This is a genomic window from Streptomyces sp. NPDC005811 (genome assembly GCF_040630405.1).
Lineage (GTDB): Bacteria > Actinomycetota > Actinomycetes > Streptomycetales > Streptomycetaceae > Streptomyces.
Genome location: NZ_JBEXXK010000021.1, coordinates 72,422 through 92,287, shown reverse-complemented (window position 1 = coordinate 92,287; position 19,866 = coordinate 72,422). Strand labels below are relative to the sequence as shown.

Sequence of the window (19,866 nt, the reverse complement as noted above, 5' to 3'; positions counted from 1 at the left end):
AAGGTGTCATCTTCTCAAGACTTTGACAACCTGGTTGTCATGTCGCCGTGCGGAATGAGCGTGCGTGCATGATGTGGGGGTGAACGACGCCCCGCTCCCGCCCGACGAACTCGGCCACCGCCTCACCGAGGTCTTCGACCTCGTGGGACCGCTCTACCGGCGCGCCCTGCGCAAGGTGGAGCAGGGCGAGGCGGTGGAGGGGGCGTCCGTGGGGGTGCGCTCGGTGCTGGACCTGCTGCGCCGGAAAGGGGACCTGACCGTCCCGCAGATGGCCCGCGTCATGGCGCTCAGCCGGCAGTTCGTCCAGCGCACGGTCAACGACGCGGCGGAGCGGGGGTGGGTGGAGAGCGTCCCGAACCCCGCGCACCAGCGCTCGTCCCTGATCCGGCTCACCGAGGAGGGCCACCGGCTCGTCACCCTCGTCCTCGGCCGCGAGCACATGCTGAACCGCCAGGTCGGCGGGGACCTCACCGAGGCCGAGGTACGGGCCTGCGTGCGGGTGCTGCGGGAGATGCTGAAGACCTTCGACCACGTCGACGTCGAGGACTGACCCCGGCCGCCCCGGCGGGCGCTCCGCCTCGGCGGGCGGCTCCCCCTACTCCCCCATCACCAGCCCGTCCTTGGCCGCGCCCCGGCTGAGGACGACGTCCCGGATCCGGTCGCGCACGCCCTGGACGCCGGCGCCCTGGGCGAGCGCCTTGCCGAGGTCCACCACCCGGCCCGCGTCGACGTCGAACATCTGTGGTAGGAACTCCGCCCTGGCCACCTCCCAGCGGCCGCCGGGCTTCGCGGGCGGGGCGAAGGTGAAGCGGGCGACGGTGGACTCGTTGCCGCGCGGGTCCTCGACGCCCTGGCCGTTGAACATCTCACCGGCGATCTGGTCGCCCAGGCCGTACACGACCCAGGTGCCGTTGACCTTCTCGTACGCCTGCGGGACATGGGCGTGGGTGCCGAGGACGAGGTCGATGTCGGGGCGGCCCCCCGTACGGGAGGCGGTGAGGGCGCGGGCCAGGGCGAGCTGGCGCTCGTCCGGGGCGTCCTGCCATTCCGTGCCCCCGTCCACGGAGACGACGACCACGTCGGCGCCCGCCTTCCGGGCGGCCCGGGCGTCGGCGAGGATGCGGTGCTCGTCGGCGAGGTCGACGCTCCAGGGCTGCTCCGCGGGCACCGGGAAGTCCGTGCCGTAGGTGTAGGAGAGGTGGGCGACCTCGGCGGAGCCGGCGTGCAGCAGCGGGAGCGCGTCGGCCTCGGCCTGGGAGCGGGCGGTACCCGTGTGCCGTACGCCGGCGCCGTCGAGGGCGTCCAGGGTGCGCTGTACTCCGGCGGCACCGTCGTCGAGGCTGTGGCCGGAGGCGGTGGAGCAGCCGTCGTAGCCGGTGGCGGCGAGGGCCTGGGCGATCTCGGGCGGGGACCTGAAGGCGGGGGCGCCGCCGTAGAGGCCGTTCGCGCCGTACACGGTGTCCATGTGACACAGGGCCAGCCCGGCCCGGGAGACGACGGGTGCGATGTCCGCGAGCATGGGGCGGAAGTCGTAACCGGTGCCGCCCGCGTCGAACTGGGCGCGTTCGATGACCGAGCTGTGCGGCAGGATGTCGCCGGAGGCCACCAGGGTGAAGCCGCGGGCGGCGGAGGCGGCCGGCGGCCCGGGCCGCTGAGGCTGCCGGCTCTCGCGCTCCTGGGCCTGGCATGCGGCGCCGGCGGCGAGGAGGGCGGTCACGGCCAGGGCCACCGCGTGCCTGCGTGCGACGATCATGGGTCACCCCATTTCTGATGGATTGTCATATTTACGCACGCCCCACTCCTAGCGCATGCCCTCGGACGGACCGCTCCGCCGCTCCCTACGGGCCGCCCGATCGGCGTAGCCCCCGACCGTTCGTCGAACCGTTCGTCGACGCGATCGACCGTCCGCCGCAGAGCCGTGTCCGCGGCCTGTCCCGAACCGGTGCCTTGCGGTGCCATACGCCCATGACCGCCGGAACCGCCCTCGCCGCCACGAAGACGACCGCCGAACATGAACTCGCCGCGCTCCAGCGGGAACACGGCCGGCCGCTCTTCGCGCTGCTGCTGCGGCTCTGCGACGGCGACCGCCAGCGCGCCGAGGACCTCGTCCAGGAGACCCTCGTCCGCGCCTGGCAGCATCCCGAGGCCCTGCGCACCGACGCGTTCGACTCCGCACGGCCCTGGCTGCTCACCGTCGGCCGGCGGCTCGCGATCGACGCGCGGCGGGCCCGGCAGGCGCGGCCCCCGGAGGTCGGGGACGCGGTGCTGGAGAACGCGCAGATCTGTGGCGACCACGCCGAACGGGCCGCCGCGGCCCTCGACGTGCGCGAGGCTGTGAAGACACTCACTCCCGAGCACCGTGAAGTCCTGGTGCTCGTGTACTTCCAGGGGGCCAGTGTGGCGGAGGCCGCCGAGGCCCTCGGCATCCCTGCCGGTACCGTGAAGTCCCGCGCGTACTACGCGCTGCGCGCCCTGCGCCGGGTGCTTCCGGGATACGCGCCCGACCTGGGCTGAAACCAACGGTCGAGTCAAGCCTTCGCAAAGCGCCTTGCCGAGGACCCCGGTTGAGTAATCGGGTGTCCTTATCCGTGTTCCGGTCTGGGGGCCGGCCACCGGACTCCAGGGGCCCGGCGACGGGCTGCGCGCACGCACCGGAGGAAGGCAGGAAGGGATGCTGCACAGAGGTCATCAGAGCACGGACGGCGCCGGCGGCGGCGAACTCACCGTCCCCATGGCCTGGTTGTACGCCGAGTACATCGCCGACGAACTGCTGCGGACCGGCGATCTCATGCCGCCGACGTCCTTCGAGTTCCGCGCCGGGCGCGACGCCCTGGCGCTCACCATCTTCCTGTCCGACACCGACGGCGAACTCCCCGGCATCCGGGTCGTGACCCAACTCGAGACCTGGCTTTCGCTCACGGCGTACGACCAGCCGTGGCAGGAGTGGGTCGACGAACGTATGTCCCAACTGAGGGCCGAGGCGAAGCAGTCGGACGGCCCCTCGCCCGATCTCGAACTGGCCGAGGCCGCCTGGCGCTGGCTGGAGGAGACCGAGCTGCTCGCCCCCGACCTCAACGCGGTCCCGGGCGGCACTCCGGGGATCGGTGAGGACGAGGGACCCAAGGTCTGGACGCCCGCGTGGCAGCTCGGACTGCCCCTCGGACACCTCGCGATCCATCTTTTTTAGAATCCGACCAATCCGCGAGCCCGACCGCTCCGAACATCTGGGTCACGATTCGGTACGCGCCTGAGTGATTCGTGTGGCTGGTCCGTACCGGTGGGAGCAAGGAGTAACCCCACTGGCACTCAACGGCACGAGGTTTCGGCATGAGGTCCCTGGAGAGGCATCGCGACGTCGGCGCGTACGCGCTCGGCGTGCTGGACGAGGCGGAGGCCTTCCGCTTCGAGGACCACCTCATGGAGTGTCCTCAATGCGCGGCACAGGTCACCGAGTTCGGCCCCACCGCTCGGCAGATGATGCTCTACCGGCGGGCCACCCCGCGCACCGTCCACCCGTTCGCCGGCCCCGGACCGCGGATGCTGGACAAGCTGCTCGCCGAGGTGGCGGTCCGGCACCGGGCCGCCCGCCGGCGGGTCATGTTCGCCCTGGCGGCCTCCGTGGTGATCGCGCTCGTCGGTCCCGCGGTCGCGATGATGGCGGGCGGCGGTGACGACGCCGAGGACGCGGTACGGGTCACGGCCACCGACGAGAAGTCGGGCGTGTGGGCGCAGGTCACCATCGAGGACGAGGCCTGGGGCAGCGACATCGAGCTCAAGGTGAAGGACGGCGCGGGCCCCCGGGACTGCCGGCTGATCGCCGTCGGCCACGACGGCTCCGAGCAGACCGTCACGAGCTGGAACGTTCCGCTGCACGACGCCCGGCCCAACACCATGAAGGGCGGCACCGCCTACCACCCCGAGGAGGTCGCCCGCTACGAGCTGCGCACCGCCGAGGGCGAGCACCTGGTCACGCTGCCCACCGGCTGAGTCCGGCCCGAAGTGAGTTCAGGTCACTTCAGTGTCGAATTCAACCTCGTCCCCGGACAGTGCCTGCGCCGGTGACCGGCGAGGAGGCGCTCCCGCCGGGCGCCCGCGCCGTGGACATCACCACGATCGGAGCATCGAGGCGTGAGCCATGACCACCACCCGGCATGCGCTGATCATCGCCAACGACCGCTACGACGACGAGGGCCTCGGACAATTGCGGGGGTGGACGCCATCCGGCGCGGCATCGAGCGTTTCTTTTCCGAGAGCGGGCGCGAGGACACGCTGATGCCACCTCTCGTGCCACGGCCTGAAAAGCGATTCCGGATCCCTGTATTTCGCGGCCCGTCCGGCACTGCATGTTCCGCACCCGGGCCAAGCGGACCGTGCTGTTCCTGGACTGCTGCTACGGCGGCGCGTTCTCCCGGGGTTCGTCCTCGGTGCGGGCCGCGGGGGACGTCCATGTGCTGGAGTCGTTCGCCGGGGAGAAGCTCGGCGGCGGACGGGGCTGGGCGGCCTGACCACCGGGGACGCCGACCTCGACGCGGACGGCGAGGTGTCCCTGGACGAGCTGTACGCGTACGTCTTCGACCATGTCCGGCAGCAGAGCCCGCACCATGCAGGGCGACATGTACCTCGCCCACAGCCGGCGCCGTCGCGTCGGTGGGCACCGCGGCGCGGGCCGTGTCCAAGGCGAAGACGGCCGTACAGGCGCTGCACGACGTCACTCGTCGTCTCGCTGGTCACGGCGGCGGTGGCGAGCACCACGACCTCCGTGGTCCGGACGGCGCGGCTGCTCGCCGTACCGGCGCTGGTCGTGGGCGTGGTCATGGCGATCGCGTACCCGATCACCAACAGCATCCGGTGAGCCGGCCGATGGTCACTTCAGCAGCCGTGACATCCGCCGGTCGGCGAGCGGCTTGCCGCCGGTCTGGCAGGTGGGGCAGTACTGGAGCGAGGAGTCGCTGAAGGAGACCTCGCGGATGGTGTCGCCGCACACCGGACAGGCCTCGCCCGTCCGGCCGTGGACCCGCAGCCCGCTCTTCTTCTCGGCCTTCAGCCGCCCGGCGGCCAGCCCCCGCGACCGCTCGACCGCCTCGGTGAGGGTGGTGCGCAGGGCCTCGTACAGGGTGTGGATCTCCGGCGGGGTCAGGGAGGCGGCGAGTTTGAACGGGGACATCCGCGCCGCGTGCAGGATCTCGTCGCTGTAGGCGTTGCCGACGCCCGCGAGCAGGCTCTGGTCAAGCAACGCGCCCTTGAGCTGCCGGCGTTCACCCGTGAGGAGCCCGGCGAGGCGGGGTTCGTCGAAGTCGGCGGCGAGCGGGTCGGGGCCCAGCCGGGCGACTCCGGGGACCTCCTGCGGGTCGTGGACGACGTACACCGCGAGCCGCTTCTGGGTGCCGGCCTCGGTGAGGTCGAAGCCCTCGCCCGTCTCCAGGGCGACCCGCAGGGCGAGGGGGCCCTTGCCGGGCTTGGGCGGGCCGTCGGGGAGGCGGTCCTTCCAGTGCAGCCAGCCGGCCCGGGCGAGATGGGTGACGAGCTGGAGGCCGGCGTCCGTCTCCAGGCCGAGGAACTTGCCGTACCGGTGCACGGCGGTGACCTCGTGCCCCTCGACGGCGGTGACGGGAGGGTCGTACGTCTTCAGGACGCTGATGGCGACCGGCAGGACGCGCACGATCTCATGGCCGACGACGTGCTCCTTCAGGAAGTCCTTCAGCGCTTCGACCTCGGGAAGTTCCGGCATGGGTCCAGGGTGCCACGGGAGGTCAGTCGCGCTCGCGCACCGCGAACTCGCACCACACGCACTTGCCGCCGCCACGCGCCTCGACGCCCCACACGTCGGCCAGCAGGTCCACCAGGAGCAGCCCGCGTCCGGAGACCCCGTTCTCGCCGGCCTCGCGGCGGCGCGGCAGGGCGCTGGAGGAGTCCTCGACCTCGACGCGCAGCCGCCGGTCGCCGCCGCCGCTGAGGACCCGCAGGGTGACGATCGCGGCGCCCTCGGTGTGCATGAGGGCGTTGGTGATCAGTTCGTCGGCGACGAGTTCGACGTCGTCGGCGCGGTCCCGGGCGCCCCAGGCGCGCACGGCGGCCCGGATCATGTGCCGGGCGGCGGTGAGGGCCTCGGGGTCGCCGGGCGCGACGTGCTGCTGGAGCCGGCCGCCGGTCTGCGGGGTGTCGAGTCCGCGCCGACGCAGCAGGAGCAGCGCCACGTCGTCGTCCCCGCCGCGCTCCTCGGCGACGTCGATGAGCTGGTCGGCGAGTCTGCGGACGTCGTCGGGGCCGGCGGCGACGAGGGCGGCGAGGCCCCGCATGCCGTCGTCGAGGTCGGTCCCGGGCTGTTCGACCAGGCCGTCGGTGCACAGCAGCAGGGTGTGGCCGGGGTCGAGCTCGATGGTGCCGACCGGGTATTCGAGGCTGCCGAACTCGGCGGACAGCCCGAGCGGCAGCCCTCCGGGGACGTGCACGCGCCGGCAGGTGCCGTCGGCGGCGCGCAGCAGCGGGTCGATGTGCCCGGCGCGCACCAGCTGGACGACTCCGGTGGACAGGTCGGCCTCGGCGTACAGGCAGGTGGCGAAGCGGTCGGTGTCGAGTTCGTGCAGGAAGACGGAGGCGCGGGCCATGACGGTGGCCGGGGTGTGGCCCTCGGCGGCGTAGGCCTTGAGAACGATGCGGAGCTGGCCCATGACGGCGGCGGCGTGCGTGTCGTGGCCCTGGACGTCGCCGATGACGGCGCCGACCCGGCCCCCGCCGAAGGGGGTGCCCCCGGGCAGCGGGATCAGGTCGTACCAGTCGCCGCCGATGTCCCGGCCCTGGGTGCCGCCGATGGTGGCGGCCCGGTAGCGGACGGCGACGTCGGCGCCGGGCACGCTGGGGATGGTGCGGGGCAGCATGGCCTGCTGGAGGCCCTGGGCGATGTCCTTCTCCTGCTCGTAGAACATCGCGCGCTGGAGGCTCTGGGCGATGCTGCTGCCGAGGGCGACGAGGATGTTGCGCTCCTCCTGGGTGAAGCCCTCGCGGTTGCTGTAGAGCAGGCCCATGGCGCCGATCGGGCGGGCCTGGACGATCAGCGGGAGATAGGCCGCCGAGGTGATCCGCAGGTCGGTGATGTGCGGCCACAGCACGGGGTAGCCGGCCGCGAACTCGTCCGCCGACTCGATGAAGCGGGGGGTGAGGGTGCGCACGACCTCGCTCATCGGGTACGGCTCGTCGATCCGGGTGACCAGGGTGCCGGGGACGAAGCTGCCCTCGGGGCCCTCGGCGACCAGCCGGATCCGCCCGGCCTCGACCAGGCCCATGACGAGGCTGGTGGCGCCGAGGTGGGTGAGGCCCTGGGTGTCCTTGAGGACGTCGATGACGTCCTGCACGGTCCGGGCGTGGGCGAGGGCGGCCGTGGTGAGCTGGACGACGTTGGTCTGCTCGCGGCGGGCGTCGTCGAGTCCGGCCGCCTCCTCGCGGGCGGCGAGGTCGCTCAGCTCGTCGGTGGCGTCGCGGACGATCCCCACGATCCGGCGGGGGCGGCCGGTGCCGTCGCGGCGGATGTAGCCCTGGGTGTGGGTCCAGCGCAGGGTGCCGTCGCGCAGCCGCATCCGGAAGTAGGCGCCGTAGTTCTCGCTGCCGTCCTTGATGGCCTGGGAGACCAGCTCGTCCAGCCGGATGGCCTCGTTCGGGGGGACCCGGACCGCGAGGGAGGCGGGGTCGTCGTCGTATTCGTCGGGCCGCAGATCGAAGATCTCGTGGGCCCGGACGTCCATGTGGAACAGGCCCGAGTCCAGGTCCCAGTCGAAGCTGCCCATACGGTTGAGCGCCAGGATCGGATCCGGGTGGGCCGGCCAGTCGTCCGGGAGTGACAGGGCGCTCGCTCCCCGATCAACCATGGGGCCACCTTGCCAGGATTCGTCCGATTCTTCGACCGGGGAGGGGCGGGCCGGGCGGCCCGGTCAGTTCAGGGCGACGCCGTCGACCAGCTCGGTGGTGTCGGACTCGTCGGGCCCGTCCGGGACCAGCCCGCCGCCGTCGGGGAGGTCGGGGATCTCGGGGACGGTCTCGGGACCGAGGTCCTCGGAGAGGCCCTGGTCCTCGGTCGCCGGGAGGACGGCCCCGGTCTCCGGTGGGGTGCCGTTCTCCTCCGCGCCACTGCGGCCGGCCACGAGGAGCACCGCCGCCAGGGCGCAGGCGGTCATGGTCGCAACGGGTACTCGCACCTCTGCCTCCCGAAGGATCCGGATCGTTCGCCCTCATTGTCTGCTTCACTCACGTGGGTGACGCAAACGGAGGGACGGATCACACCCCGTCACGATGGCCGGAACGAACGCGAAGGAGCGCACCACCGTGGACTGGTTCACCGCGCCCGACTACTGGCTGAGCCGGCTGCTGTTCCAGCGGGCGCTGGCCGGTGTGTATCTGGTGGCGTTCCTGACGGCGGCCCTGCAGTTCCGTGCGCTGCTGGGCGAGCGCGGGATGCTGCCGGTCCCCCGTTACGTCGAACGGGTGCCGTTCCGGGCGGCGCCGAGCCTGTTCCAGTGGCGTTACTCCGACCGGCTGTTCGCGGGCTGCGCCTGGGCGGGGTGCGCGGTGGCGGCGGCGCTGCTGGCGGGGGTCGACGGGCTGCTCCCGCTGTGGGCGGGGATGCTGCTGTGGCTGGTGCCGTGGGCGCTGTATCTGTCGATCGTGAACGTCGGCCAGACCTGGTACTCCTTCGGCTGGGAGTCGCTGCTGCTGGAGACCGGCTTCCTCGCGGTGTTCCTCGGCAACGACGAGGTGGACCCGCCGGTCGTGGTGCTCTTCCTGGTGCGCTGGCTGCTGTTCCGGGTGGAGTTCGGGGCGGGGCTGATCAAGATGCGGGGCGACGCCTGCTGGCGGCAGCTCACCTGTCTCTACCACCACCACGAGACCCAGCCGATGCCCGGCCCGCTGAGCTGGTTCTTCCATCATCTGCCGAGGCCGCTGCACCGGGTGGAGGCGGCCGCCAACCATGTCACCCAACTCGTGGTGCCGTTCCTGCTGTTCGCGCCGCGGCCGGTGGCCACGGCGGCCGCGGCGCTGATGATCCTGACCCAGCTGTGGCTGATCCTGTCCGGGAACTTCGCCTGGCTGAACTGGATCACGGTGGTACTGGCCGTGCCCGCGCTGGACCTGCCCACGGACCACCGGCGGCTCGCCGGCCCACCGCTCTGGTACGAGGCGGTGGTCCTCGCCGCGGCGGCGCTGATCGTCTTCCTGAGCCACCGCCCGGTGGTCAACATGCTCTCCCGCCGCCAGGTGATGAACCGCTCGTTCGATCCGCTGCACCTGGTCAACACCTACGGCGCGTTCGGCAGCGTGAGCCGGATCCGCTACGAGGTGGTGGTCGAGGGCACCCGGGACGACGTACCCCGCGAGGACTCGGAGTGGCGGGAGTACGAGTTCAAGGGCAAGCCGGGCGATCCCCGGTACTGGCCGCGCCCGTTCGCCCCCTACCATCTGCGGCTGGACTGGCTGATGTGGTTCGCGGCGCTCTCCCCGGCGTACGCCGGACCGTGGTTCGGCGCTCTGGTGGAACGGCTGCTGGCGGAGGACCGCGACACGCTGAGACTGCTGCGCCGCTCGCCGTTCCCGCCGGGCGAGCCGCCGCGGTACGTCCGCGCCCGGCTCTTCCGCTACCGGTACACCACCTGGCGGGAACTCCGGGAGACGGGCGCGTGCTGGGACCGGGCCTACGTACGGGAGTACCTCCCCCCGACCCGGCTGACGACGGCGGCTCACAGGCCGTAGACGCGGACGGCGGTGCTCTCGAGGAGCTGCCCGTGTTCGGACGGGCTCACCAGCTGTGCCGTGCGGGCGACGACGTCCTCGTACGGGGCCGCGAGCGTGCAGACCGGCCAGTCCGAGCCGAACATCAGGCGGTCCGGGCCGAAGGCGTCGAGGACGGTGTCGGCGTACGGGCGCAGGTCGTCCGCGCTCCGGTGGGCGGGGTCGGCCTCGGTGAGCAGGCCGGAGAGCTTGCAGACGGTGTTGGGGAGGGCGGCCAGGGCGCGCACGTCGGAGGCCCAGGGTTCCAGGGCGCCGGAGGCGACGGGGGGTTTGCCGAGGTGGTCGAGGACGAAGGTGAGCTGCGGCAGGGCGGCGGCGGCCTCGGTGCACGCGGGGAGCTGGTGCGGGAGGACGACGAGGTCGTAGACCAGGCCGGCCGCCGCCACGGCGGCCAGGCCCCGCCGGACGTCGGGGCGCAGCAGCCAGCCGGGGTCGGACTCGCCCTGGACCTGATGGCGGACGCCCTTGAGGTACCGGCCGCCGGGGAGTGCGCGCAGCCGGGCGAGTGCGTCGGCGGTGTCCGGGCGGGTGAGGTCGGTCCAGCCGACGACGCCCGCGATCAGCTCGTGCGCGGCGGCGAGCGCGAGGAACTCGGGGGTCTCCTCGGCGACGGTGACGGTCTGGACGAGGACCGTGCGGTCGACGCCGGCCGCGCGGGCCCCGGGTTCCAGGTCGGCGAGGGTGAAGTCGCGGCGGAGCGGGCTGCCCGCCTCGATCCAGTCCTGGTCCCGTACGGACAGGTCCCACACGTGGTGGTGGGCGTCCACGGTCACGGCAGCTCCCATACGACGGGCAGGCCGGCGTCGGCGCCCCCGTCGGAGTAGTCGTGGACCACGTCGAGGAGGTCGGCCATCCGGGCCTGCCAGGCCACGTTGACGGGCAGTTTCTCCAGCTCGGCGAGGAGCCGGGCGTAGTCCTCGCACTCCAGGACGTGGAAGAGGTCGGTGCCGCTGCGCCAGATGGTCCAGGAGGAGGCTCCGGCGGCCCGGATGGCGTCGGTCAGCTCCTCGGGCACCTCGCGGTGGGCGGCCTCGTAGGCGTCGATCCGGTCGGCGCGGACCTTGGTGTGCAGGGCGATCCTCATGAGGGCTCCTCGGGCGGCAGCAGTCCGGTGTCCCGCAGCTCCTGCCAGAACGCGTCGGGGACGGGGGTGGCGAACTGTTCCGCGCAGTCGTCGGCCTCCGCCGCCGAGCGGGCGCCGACCAGGACGCTCGCGACCGCCGGATGGGCCGCGCAGAAGGCCAGGGCGGCGGCACGCAGCGTGATGCCGTGCCGGCCGGCCACCGCCTTCATCCGCAGGGCCCTGTCGAGCAGTTCGGGCGGGGCGGGTGCGTAGTTGTACGTGGCGGAGGGGCCGGGGTCGGCGAGCAGCCCGGAGTTGAAGGCGCCGCCGATGACGACGGACACGCCCCGTTCGACGGCCGCCGGCAGCAGCTCGGCGGCGGCCCGCTGGTCGAGCAGGGTGTGGCGGCCCGCGCAGAGCACCACGTCGACGTCGGTGTCGCGGACGAACCGGGTGAGCATCTCGGCCTGGTTCATGCCCGCGCCGATGGCCCCGACCACGCCCTCGGAGCGCAGCTTCTCCAGGGCGGGGTAGCCCTCGCGGAAGGCCTGTTCGGCGTGGTCGTCGGGGTCGTGCAGATAGACGACGTCGACGCGGTCGAGGCCGAGGCGTTCGAGGGAGGCGTCCAGGGAGCGCCGTACGCCGTCGGCGCTGAAGTCCCAGACGCGGCGGTGGGTGGCGGGCACGGCGAAGCCGTCGGCGAGGTCGTCGCCGCCGTCCGCGGAGGGTTCCAGGAGACGTCCCACCTTGGTCGAGACGGTGTACGCCGCGCGTGGGTGGTCGCGCAGGGCGGCGCCGAGGCGGCGTTCGGCCAGGCCCAGTCCGTAGTGCGGCGCGGTGTCGAAGTAGCGCACGCCGTGGCGCCAGGCGGCGGCGACGGTGTCGTGGGCCTGTTCGTCGGTGACCTCGGTGAAGAGGTTGGCGAGGGGTGCGGTGCCCAGGGCCAGGCCGGTGACCTGGACGGGGCTGCGGCCGAGGGCGGTCACCGGGTCGCCGCCGGGCGCAGGCGCAGGCCCTGCATGCCGCCGTCCACGGCGAGGGCGGTGCCGGTGGTGGCGCCGGAGAGGGGGCTCGCCAGGTAGGCGATGGCCCCGGCGACCTCGGCGGCGCTGACGAGGCGGCCGGTGGGCTGGCGGGCCTCCAGGGCGGCGCGTTCGGCGGCCGGGTCGTCGGCCGCGTCCAGCAGCCGGCCGACCCACGGGGTGTCGGCGGTGCCGGGGTTGACGCAGTTGACCCGGACGCCCTCGCGGACGTGGTCGGCGGCCATGGCGAGGGTGAGCGAGAGGACGGCCCCCTTGGTCGCGCTGTAGAGCGCCCGTTGGGGCAGGCCCGCGGTGGCGGCGATGGAGCAGGTGTTGACGATCGCGGCGTGTGCCGACCGCCGGAGGTGGGGCAGGGCGGCGCGGGCCACCCGGACCATGCCGACCACGTTGACGTCGAGCACGCGGTGCCAGGTGGCGTCGTCGTTGTCCTCGACGGTGCCCTGGGCGCCGATGCCCGCGTTGTTGACCAGGACGTCCAGGCCGCCGAGGTCGGCGACGGCCGCCGCGACCGCCTCCCGGACGGAGGTGTCGTCGGTGACGTCGGCGCGGTACCCGAGGACCGGCTTCTCGACGCCGGAGGGGTCCAGGTCGAGAACGGCGACCCGGGCGCCGCGCTCGGCCAGCAGCAGGGCGGTGGCCCGGCCGATGCCGGACCCGCCACCGGTCACCAGGGCCCTCAGCCCCGCGAAGTCGCTCACGCCTCGTTCTCCTTCCGTCCGGCGAGGTCGGCGGCCCAGAAGGTGCCGCCCGGGTAGGTGTAGCGCTCGATCGACTCGGGGCGCATGGCCGCCGAGAAGCCCGGCGCGGTGGGCGCCGTGTATTGCCCCGCTCGCAGCACCACGGGGTCGAGGAAGTGGTCGTGCAGATGGTCGACGTACTCGATGACGCGGTCCTCGGTGGTGCCGGTGAGGGCGGCGTAGTCGAACATCGACAGGTGCTGGACGAGTTCGCACAGGCCGACGCCGCCGGCGTGCGGGCAGACCGGGACGCCGAACTTGGCGGCGAGCAGCAGGATCGCGAGGTTCTCGTTGACGCCGCCGACACGGGCGGCGTCGAGCTGGAGGATGTCGAGGGCGCCGGCCTGGAGGAGCTGTTTGAAGACGACGCGGTTCTGGACGTGTTCGCCGGTGGCCACCTTGACCGGGGCGACGGCCCGGCGGACGGCGGCGTGGCCCAGGATGTCGTCGGGGCTGGTGGGCTCCTCGATCCAGTAGGGGTCGAACTCGGCGAGGGCGCGGGTCCAGCGGATCGCCTCGTCGACGTCCCAGCGCTGGTTGGCGTCGATCGCGAGCCGGATGCCGGGGCCGACGGCGGCGCGGGCGGCACGGCAGCGCCGTATGTCGTCGGCGAGGTCCGCGCCGACCTTCAGTTTGATCTGCCGGAAGCCGTCGGCGACGGCCCCGACGGCGAGCCGGGTCAGCTTCTCGTCGTCGTAGCCGAGCCAGCCGGCGGAGGTGGTGTAGGCGGGGTAGCCGTGGTCCATGAGGTGCGCGGTGCGCCCGGCGGCGCCCTCCCGGCCGCGCACCAGCAGGGCGAGGGCCTCGTCGGGGGTGAGGGCGTCGGTGAGGTAGCGGAAGTCGACCTGGCTCACGAGCCAGGCGGGGTCGGCCTCGGCGAGCAGCCGCCACAGCGGCTTGTCCGCGCGCTTGGCGGCGAGGTCCCAGGCGGCGTTGACGACCGCGCCGATCGCCATGTGCATCACGCCCTTCTCGGGGCCGAGCCAGCGGAGCTGGCTGTCGCCGATCAGGTCGCGGCTGAGCGTGCCGGGGTCGGCGCAGAGCGCGTCGACGGACCGGCCGACGACGTGGGCGCGCAGGGCGTCGATGGCGGCGACCTGCACCTCGTTCCCCCGGCCGATGGTGAAGGTGAAGCCGTGGCCCTCGAGGCCGTCGGCGGCGTCCGTGCGCAGCACGACGTAGGCGGCCGAGTAGTCGGGGTCCGGGTTCATCGCGTCGGAGCCGTCGAGCTCGCGGGAGGTGGGGAAGCGGATGTCGTGGGTCTCGACCGCGGTGACGCGGGCGGTGGTCGGCGGGGCCATCGGCCGGCTCCTCATCTGACGTGCCGCAGCTGACGTGCTGCGTACGACGGCGGTTGCCGCGTGGAGTGCGGCAGCCGCATATTTATCAGACCACTTCGATCCCGCGACAGCCCCAGTGTGCCATCCAGCGGTGATATCGACCCAAGTGGTCCGACCACATCTGTGGCTAGACTGCGCGGCACCGGCGAGGAGGAGAGAGCACGTGGACGAGCCTCGGCAGGGCGGGAGCGCCGCCCCCAAGGGCACGGTGACGCAGCGCGCCATCGAGCGGATCAAGGCGATGATCGGCGAGGGGCTGCTGGAGCCGGGCCAGCGCCTGCCGACCGAGCGTGATCTCGCGGCCCAGCTGGGCATCTCCCGCAGTTCGATGCGGGAGGCGATCCGGGCGCTGACGGTCCTCGGCGTGCTGGAGGCGCGGCACGGTTCCGGCATCTACGTCACCCGGCTCCAGGCCGGTGATCTGCTGGAGACGTTCGGGGTGGTCGCCGATCTCTCGCGCGGGCCGCGTCTGGTGGAGCTGCTGGAGGTGCGGCGGATCCTGGAGTCGACGGCGGCCGCGCTGGCCGCCGCCCGGATCACTGCGGACCAACTGGCCGCGGTGGAGGGCCACTTGGCGGCGATGAACGCCACCGACGACCCGGAGGAGATCCTCGCCCACGATCTCGCCTTCCACCGGGCGATCGCCGCGGCCGCGGGCAACGAGACGATGGCGGCGATCCTGGAGGGCCTGTCCTCGCGCACGTTCCGGGCCCGGGTGTGGCGCGGCTACCGCGAGGAGGGCGCGTTCGAGCGCACCCGGCGCGAGCACGCCGCGATCCACCGCGCGCTCGCCGCGCACGATCCGGAGGCGGCCCGCGCGGCGGCGGCCGCGCATGTCGGCGAGGTGGAGGAGTGGCTCCGGGCGCAGGTGGGTCCCTGACCGATTTCCCCGGCGGCCTCTCGACGCGGGCCGCCCGGCCGGGCATGGTTTCCCCTTACGTACTCACCAGTAGCACCAAGGAGTCGCCGTGACCACCTGGGTCGGCCGGACCGCCGTCGAGATCGCCGCCGCCGTGCGGGAGAAGCGGGTCACCCCGCGGGAGGTGGTGGCGGAGCACCTCGCGCGCATCGCACGCCTGGACGGCCGGATCGGGGCGTTCCGGGTGGTGCGGGCCGAGGCCGCGCTCGCCGAGGCGGACGAGGTGGCGGCCCGCTCGGATCTGGCCGGGCTGCCGCTGGCCGGGGTGCCGGTGGCGGTCAAGGACAATCTGGCGGTGCGGGGCGAGTCGACGCGGGTGGGGTCGGCCGCGACCCCGGACACCCCGGCCGGCGCCGACCATGTGACGGTGGCCCGGCTGCGGGAGGCCGGTGCGGTGGTCGTGGGGCTGACAAACGTGCCGGAGCTGTGTGTCTTCGGCACCACGGAGGGTGTGCACGGCACGGCCCGCAACCCCTGGGACACCTCGCGCACGGCGGGCGGCTCCTCCGGCGGCAGCGCGGCGGCGGTGGCCGCGGGGATGGTGCCGATCGCGCTCGGCAACGACGGCATGGGCTCCCTGCGCATACCCGCCGCCAACTGCGGGCTGGTGACCATCAAGCCGGGGCACGGGGTGGTGCCGGCGGGGATAGGCGACGGCGACTGGTTCGGCATGTCGGAGAACGGCCCGCTGGCCACGACGGTGGAGGACGCCCGGCTGATGCTGTCGGTCCTGGCGGACGACACGGGGGCCGTACGGCAGGACGGCGAGCCCGGTGCGCTGCGGATCGCGGTGTCGGTGCGCAGCCCGCTGGCGGGGGTCACGGTGAGCGCCCCGTACGCGGAGGCGGCGCGGGACGCCGCCGGGGTGCTGATGAAGGCGGGCCATCAGGTACGGCGGGCCGACCCGAGCTTCCCGCTGTCGCTGGGCGTGACCTCGCTGGCCCACTGGACGGCGGGCACGGCCGTGGACGCGGCCCCGCTGGACGCCCGGCTGCTGACCCGGCGCACCCGGGTGCACGCGGCCCTCGGCCGGCGGTTCCTGAACGGGGTGCGGGGCGGCTCGGCCCGGGAGGAGCTGCGCCGGCGCCTGGAGCCGTTCTTCGAGGAGTACGACGTCCTGCTCACGCCGGCGCTGGCGCGGCGTTCGCCGAGGTCGCAGGCGTGGCACGAGCGGGGCTGGCTGCGCAATGTGCTGGTCAACACGAACTACTCGCCGCTCACCCCGCCGTGGAACCTGACCGGGTGGCCCGCGATGGCGGTGCCGTTCGGCACGCTGCCCTCGGGGGCGCCGGCCGCCGTCCAGCTGGTGGGGCGGCCGGGGTCCGAGGCGGAACTGCTGCGGGTCGCCGAGCAGTTGGAGGGGCTGCGGCCCTGGACGCGGACGGCGCCGCTCGACTGAGCGCGAGCGCTCGGAGGACCGCATGGGCGTGGCCTGGGGGTGCCACGTCCATGCGGGCGGAGGGCCGCGAGGGGTGGGCCGGGCGGCTCAGTCCACGCTGGGCAGGATGTGGTCCTCGGCGAGGTCGTCCTCGTAGCCGGCCAGGCGGATCGGGGCGGAGCGCGCCCACACGTCGAGGCTGCCGATCTCGCCGGGCCTGCGGCCGGCGCGCTCCGTGCGTTCCTTGGGGCGTTGTTCGCGATTCGTCTTCTCCGGTGTCACCGCGCACTCCTTATGTGTCGGGTCACCCGCGGGGCGTGCCGGCCAGTCTGCGGTCCGGCGCTTAACGCTCCCTCGGGTCGGGCTGGAGCCGATGGCGACGCGGTGGTGCCGGTGACTCCCAGGAGAGCTGGCCGTTGTGAACCGGCTTGCCCCGGACGGACGGTGGGTGTGGGTGGCACTCCGTCCTGCTGTCCGTCGCTACAGACTAACCAAATGAGCGGGGTACCGCTCGATAGCGCCGAAAATTTGAGGTAACCATGGCGTGTCACCTACGGCTCTACGTAGGTGAATTGAACCCTTTTCGGTGGTTTCGCGCCGGTCGAGTTCACCCGTCCGGCGTATATGGACCCGTCCGGGCGACGGTCGGCCGCGTCGTTCAAGTGCCGTTCGCCCCGTCGCAAGCACGCCATGATCTGCTGAGGTACCGAACGGCTGTCTCGCGGGAGGACTGACGCATGGAGCTGCGCAGCGTCGAGGAGCTGATGGACCTGCTCTACGCCTGCCGGGGCGTGCCCGAGTCCCCGGGCGGTCCGGGCCACGGGGTCGACCTGCACGATCACGCGCTCCAGACGGCGGCGCTGCTGCGCCGCAGCCGCCCGGCGGACAAGGAGCTGCAGCTGACCGGCCTGGTCCACCCGATCGGCCGCCTCCTGCGCCCCGCCGACCCCGCCGACCCCACCGGCCGCGCCGAGCGCACCGCCGAGGCCGTACGCCCCCTGCTCGGCCCCCGCGTCGCCCACCTGCTCCGGCTGCACCCCTGGCGCGGCACCGACGACGATCTCGCCCGTCTCCACCAGGCCGACGAGGACGGCCGCTCCCCCGGCGTCGACGCGGGGGTCCTGGAGGACTGGCGCACCGTCCTGGAGCTGATCGCGGCCCGCAACTCCCGTCTCGGGGCTGTCGATTGAGCGCACACCGTGAGACCGTACGCCGATGACCTCGTCGTACGGTTTGCACGGCAGGGCCGCCGTCGTCACGGGCGCCACCCGGGGCATCGGCCGGGCGGTGGCACGGATCCTGGCGGAGGCGGGGGCGCGGGTGTGCGTGAGCGCCCGCGATCCCGACGAGGTCCGGCGGACCGCCCGTGAGCTGGGCGGGGTGGGCCTGCCCGGGAGCGTGGCGGACCCCGGACACCCGGAGGAGCTCACCGATCTGTGCCTGCGCGCGTTCGGCCGCCTGGACGTCCTGGTCAACAACGCGGCGACGAACCAGCCGTACGGCCCCCTCATGGACGCCGACCCGGCCCTGTGGCGCGAGGCCTTCACCGTCAACGTCGAGGCCCCGCTGCGCCTCGCGCAGTGCGCCTGGCACGGCTGGATGCGCGAGCACGGCGGCAGCGTGATCAACGTCTGCACGGAGGGCGCGGGCCATGTGGGCCCCGGCGTCGGCGCCTACGGCACCAGCAAGGCGGCGCTCCTCCACCTCACCCAGCAGCTGGCGGGCGAACTCGGCCCCGGCGTCCGCGTGAACTCGGTCTCCCCCGGCCTGGTACGCACGGAGATGGCACGGTTCGTGTGGGAGCCGGGGGAGGCGGACATCGCGTCGAGCCTCCCGCTGGAACGGATCGGCGAGCCGGAGGACGTGGCAAGGGCCGTGCTGTGGCTGTGCTCCGACCAGGCGGAGTGGATCACAGGGGCGGACCTACTGGTGGACGGCGGTACGAAGGTACGAAGGGCACGTGTCGCACGTCGGGGGCGCGGGGAACTGCGCGAGCAACCCCCCACGACCCGCACCCGAGGAACTCACCACTTACCCGGCGAGTAATCCTTCAAAAAGACCCCGTACACATCCTCACCGGCCTCACCCCGCACCACCGGGTCGTACACCCGGGCCGCCCCGTCGACAAGATCCAACGGCGCGTGGAACCCCTCCTCCGCCAGCCGCAGCTTGTCGAAGTGCGGCCGCTCGTCGGTGATCCACCCGGTGTCGACGGAGGTCATCAGGATGCCGTCGGTCTGGAACATCTCCTGCGCGCTGGTCCGCGTGACCATGTTCATCGCGGCCTTGGCGGCGTTGGTGTTCGGGTGCCCCGCGCCCTTGTAGCCCCGGCCGAAGACCCCCTCCATCGCCGACACGTTCACGACGTACGACCGCCCGCTGGCCGCCCGCCGGGCCGCCTCGGCCATCGCCGGCCGCAGCTTGCTGATCAGGATGAACGGCGAGGTGTAGTTGCAGAGCTGGGTCTCCAGCAGCTCCACCGGGGAGATCTGCTCGATGGTCTGCACCCAGGTGTTGGACTCGACGACGTCGGGGACGAGCCCGCCCGCGTCGATGGCGGTGCCGTCGAGGTGCCGGGCGACGCTGGCGTTGCCCGCGACCAGGGCGAGGTCGGCGACCTTCTGCGCGTCCAGCCCGCTGGTGCCGAGGGGCAGCGCGGCCAGTCCGTCGACCGCGCCGGAGTTGAAGGCGCCGATGACGTGGTGGGCGGGCAGCTCACCGGCGGGCAGCGGGGCGCTCTCGCCGTCGACCAGCGCGGCGTAGGCGGTCGGCAGGCGCCGTACGGTCTGCGTGGCGTTGTTGACCAGGACGTCCAGCGGACCCGCCGCGGACACCTGCTCGGCGAGGGCCACGGCCTGCGCCGGGTCGCGCAGGTCGATGCCGACGACCTCCAGCCGGTGGATCCAGTCGGCGGAGTCGTCCATGGCCTTGAAGCGGCGGATGGCGTCCTTGGGGAAGCGGGTGGTGATGGTGGTGTGCGCGCCGTCACGCAGCAGCCGCAGCGCGATGTACATGCCGATCTTGGCGCGGCCGCCGGTGAGCAGGGCCCGCTTGCCGGTGAGGTCGGCGCGGGCGTCGCGCTTGTCACGGTTCAGCCGGGCACAGTCCGGACAGAGCTGGTGGTAGAAGTAGTCGACCTCGACGTACCGGGTCTTGCAGGTGTAGCAGGAGCGCGGGCGCTGGAGTATCCCGGCGATCCGGCCCGCCTCGGTGACGGACGACGGCAGGATGCCCTCGGTCTCGTCGTCGATGCGCTGCGCGGAGCCGGTCGCGGTGGACTCGGTGACCGCCTTGTCGTGGGCGGTCTTGGAGGCCCGGCGCTCCTGGCGGCGGCGCTGCTTCACCGTGCGGTAGATGCCGGCGGTGGCCCGGCGCACGGCGATCGCGTCCGGGTGGTCGACCTCCAGCTTGTCGAGTTCCTCGAGCACACCGAGGCAGACGGCCAGCCGCTCGGGGTCGATGCCGGGGCCGTGGGCCGTCTCCTCGGTGGCGGCCGAGCCGTCCTCTGTCACCGTCATCGCGCTGCTGTTCCCTGCTGAGAAGTGCGGCGCTCCGACCGCGCCCGCTTTCGAACGGGGAAGTCTACGGAGCGCCGGGCCTCTCCTCCAAACC

The 19,866-nt window shown here is 73.0% G+C and carries 22 protein-coding genes; 11 read left to right on the top strand and 11 right to left on the bottom strand.

All coding sequences use genetic code 11. The features are described from left to right. Window positions 1-73: 73 nt before the first annotated feature. Window positions 74-550, top strand: coding sequence for a MarR family winged helix-turn-helix transcriptional regulator (locus ABZ490_RS23300; protein WP_358993083.1), 477 nt, complete (start codon window positions 74-76; stop codon window positions 548-550). Window positions 551-595: 45 nt separating this feature from the next. Here the strand turns inward: ABZ490_RS23300 and ABZ490_RS23295 are convergent, their stop codons facing one another. After that, window positions 596-1,750, bottom strand: a complete 1,155-nt coding sequence (locus ABZ490_RS23295; protein ID WP_358993081.1) for a CapA family protein — start codon at window positions 1,748-1,750, stop codon at window positions 596-598. Between the two features lie 215 nt (window positions 1,751-1,965). On the opposite strand from ABZ490_RS23295, the gene ABZ490_RS23290 reads away from it, so the two are divergent. The 5 genes from ABZ490_RS23290 (at window position 1,966) to ABZ490_RS23270 (ending at window position 4,505) form a co-directional block, all read left to right on the top strand. Then, the gene (locus tag ABZ490_RS23290) at window positions 1,966-2,514 is read left to right on the top strand and encodes a sigma-70 family RNA polymerase sigma factor (RefSeq protein WP_358992940.1); all 549 of its coding nucleotides are present in this window, start codon (window positions 1,966-1,968) and stop codon (window positions 2,512-2,514) included. 157 nt (window positions 2,515-2,671) lie between these two features. Next, a complete protein-coding gene (locus ABZ490_RS23285) occupies window positions 2,672-3,187 on the top strand; it encodes a hypothetical protein (RefSeq protein WP_358992938.1) in 516 nt (171 codons plus the stop codon). Between the two features lie 140 nt (window positions 3,188-3,327). Then, on the top strand, window positions 3,328-3,987 hold the full coding sequence (locus ABZ490_RS23280) for a zf-HC2 domain-containing protein (protein WP_358992936.1): 660 nt from the start codon (window positions 3,328-3,330) through the stop codon (window positions 3,985-3,987). 148 nt (window positions 3,988-4,135) lie between these two features. Continuing rightward, entirely contained in the window at window positions 4,136-4,273 is a 138-nt protein-coding gene (locus tag ABZ490_RS23275) for a hypothetical protein (protein WP_358992934.1), read from the top strand. A 70-nt stretch (window positions 4,274-4,343) separates the two neighbouring features. Further along, window positions 4,344-4,505, top strand: coding sequence for a hypothetical protein (locus ABZ490_RS23270; protein ID WP_358992932.1), 162 nt, complete (start codon window positions 4,344-4,346; stop codon window positions 4,503-4,505). Between the two features lie 359 nt (window positions 4,506-4,864). Here the strand turns inward: ABZ490_RS23270 and ABZ490_RS23265 are convergent, their stop codons facing one another. The 3 genes from ABZ490_RS23265 to ABZ490_RS23255 form a co-directional block, all read right to left on the bottom strand. Then, window positions 4,865-5,728 carry a DNA-formamidopyrimidine glycosylase family protein gene (locus ABZ490_RS23265; protein WP_358992930.1) on the bottom strand — a complete coding sequence of 288 codons (864 nt, stop codon included), beginning with the start codon at window positions 5,726-5,728 and terminating at the stop codon, window positions 4,865-4,867. 22 nt (window positions 5,729-5,750) lie between these two features. Continuing rightward, entirely contained in the window at window positions 5,751-7,859 is a 2,109-nt protein-coding gene (locus ABZ490_RS23260; protein WP_358992928.1) for a SpoIIE family protein phosphatase, read from the bottom strand. Window positions 7,860-7,922: 63 nt separating this feature from the next. Continuing rightward, the gene (locus ABZ490_RS23255; protein WP_358992926.1) at window positions 7,923-8,186 is read right to left on the bottom strand and encodes a hypothetical protein; all 264 of its coding nucleotides are present in this window, start codon (window positions 8,184-8,186) and stop codon (window positions 7,923-7,925) included. A gap of 127 nt (window positions 8,187-8,313) precedes the next feature. Here ABZ490_RS23255 and ABZ490_RS23250 point away from each other — a divergent pair, with 127 nt between their 5' ends. Then, a complete protein-coding gene (locus ABZ490_RS23250; protein ID WP_358993079.1) occupies window positions 8,314-9,735 on the top strand; it encodes a lipase maturation factor family protein in 1,422 nt (473 codons plus the stop codon). Here the strand turns inward: ABZ490_RS23250 and ABZ490_RS23245 are convergent. The 5 genes from ABZ490_RS23245 to ABZ490_RS23225 are packed head-to-tail and all read right to left on the bottom strand — an operon-like array spanning window position 9,723 to window position 13,918. Beyond that, window positions 9,723-10,547 carry an amidohydrolase family protein gene (locus tag ABZ490_RS23245; RefSeq protein WP_358992924.1) on the bottom strand — a complete coding sequence of 275 codons (825 nt, stop codon included), beginning with the start codon at window positions 10,545-10,547 and terminating at the stop codon, window positions 9,723-9,725. The two genes, ABZ490_RS23250 and ABZ490_RS23245, sit on opposite strands and share 13 nt — an antisense overlap. Then, complete coding sequence (locus ABZ490_RS23240; RefSeq protein ID WP_358992922.1) at window positions 10,544-10,858, bottom strand: L-rhamnose mutarotase; 315 nt, start codon at window positions 10,856-10,858, stop codon at window positions 10,544-10,546. The genes ABZ490_RS23245 and ABZ490_RS23240 overlap by 4 nt, the downstream gene beginning before the upstream one ends. After that, window positions 10,855-11,823: an aldo/keto reductase gene (locus ABZ490_RS23235; protein ID WP_358992920.1), complete on the bottom strand. Its 969-nt coding sequence runs from the start codon at window positions 11,821-11,823 to the stop codon at window positions 10,855-10,857. Before ABZ490_RS23235 ends, ABZ490_RS23240 begins: the two co-directional genes overlap by 4 nt. Further along, window positions 11,820-12,578: an SDR family oxidoreductase gene (locus ABZ490_RS23230; protein WP_358992918.1), complete on the bottom strand. Its 759-nt coding sequence runs from the start codon at window positions 12,576-12,578 to the stop codon at window positions 11,820-11,822. The genes ABZ490_RS23235 and ABZ490_RS23230 overlap by 4 nt, the downstream gene beginning before the upstream one ends. After that, window positions 12,575-13,918, bottom strand: coding sequence for an enolase C-terminal domain-like protein (locus ABZ490_RS23225; protein WP_358992916.1), 1,344 nt, complete (start codon window positions 13,916-13,918; stop codon window positions 12,575-12,577). Before ABZ490_RS23225 ends, ABZ490_RS23230 begins: the two co-directional genes overlap by 4 nt. A 202-nt stretch (window positions 13,919-14,120) precedes the next feature. Between ABZ490_RS23225 and ABZ490_RS23220 the strand changes: the two genes are divergently transcribed. Together ABZ490_RS23220 and ABZ490_RS23215 are read left to right on the top strand one after the other, a co-directional pair. Continuing rightward, window positions 14,121-14,837 carry an FCD domain-containing protein gene (locus tag ABZ490_RS23220; RefSeq protein ID WP_358992914.1) on the top strand — a complete coding sequence of 239 codons (717 nt, stop codon included), beginning with the start codon at window positions 14,121-14,123 and terminating at the stop codon, window positions 14,835-14,837. Between the two features lie 88 nt (window positions 14,838-14,925). Continuing rightward, a complete protein-coding gene (locus ABZ490_RS23215; protein ID WP_358992912.1) occupies window positions 14,926-16,275 on the top strand; it encodes an amidase family protein in 1,350 nt (449 codons plus the stop codon). A gap of 87 nt (window positions 16,276-16,362) precedes the next feature. Here the strand turns inward: ABZ490_RS23215 and ABZ490_RS23210 are convergent, their stop codons facing one another. Then, window positions 16,363-16,536: a hypothetical protein gene (locus tag ABZ490_RS23210; protein ID WP_107103433.1), complete on the bottom strand. Its 174-nt coding sequence runs from the start codon at window positions 16,534-16,536 to the stop codon at window positions 16,363-16,365. Window positions 16,537-16,991: 455 nt separating this feature from the next. Between ABZ490_RS23210 and ABZ490_RS23205 the strand changes: the two genes are divergently transcribed. Further along, on the top strand, window positions 16,992-17,444 hold the full coding sequence (locus ABZ490_RS23205) for a hypothetical protein (protein WP_358992910.1): 453 nt from the start codon (window positions 16,992-16,994) through the stop codon (window positions 17,442-17,444). A gap of 25 nt (window positions 17,445-17,469) precedes the next feature. Next, on the top strand, window positions 17,470-18,300 hold the full coding sequence (locus ABZ490_RS23200; RefSeq protein WP_358992908.1) for an SDR family oxidoreductase: 831 nt from the start codon (window positions 17,470-17,472) through the stop codon (window positions 18,298-18,300). On the opposite strand, the gene ABZ490_RS23195 is transcribed toward ABZ490_RS23200, so the two are convergent. Then, window positions 18,279-19,772, bottom strand: a complete 1,494-nt coding sequence (locus ABZ490_RS23195) for an SDR family NAD(P)-dependent oxidoreductase (RefSeq protein WP_358992906.1) — start codon at window positions 19,770-19,772, stop codon at window positions 18,279-18,281. The genes ABZ490_RS23200 and ABZ490_RS23195 overlap by 22 nt on opposite strands. Window positions 19,773-19,866 lie beyond the last annotated feature (94 nt).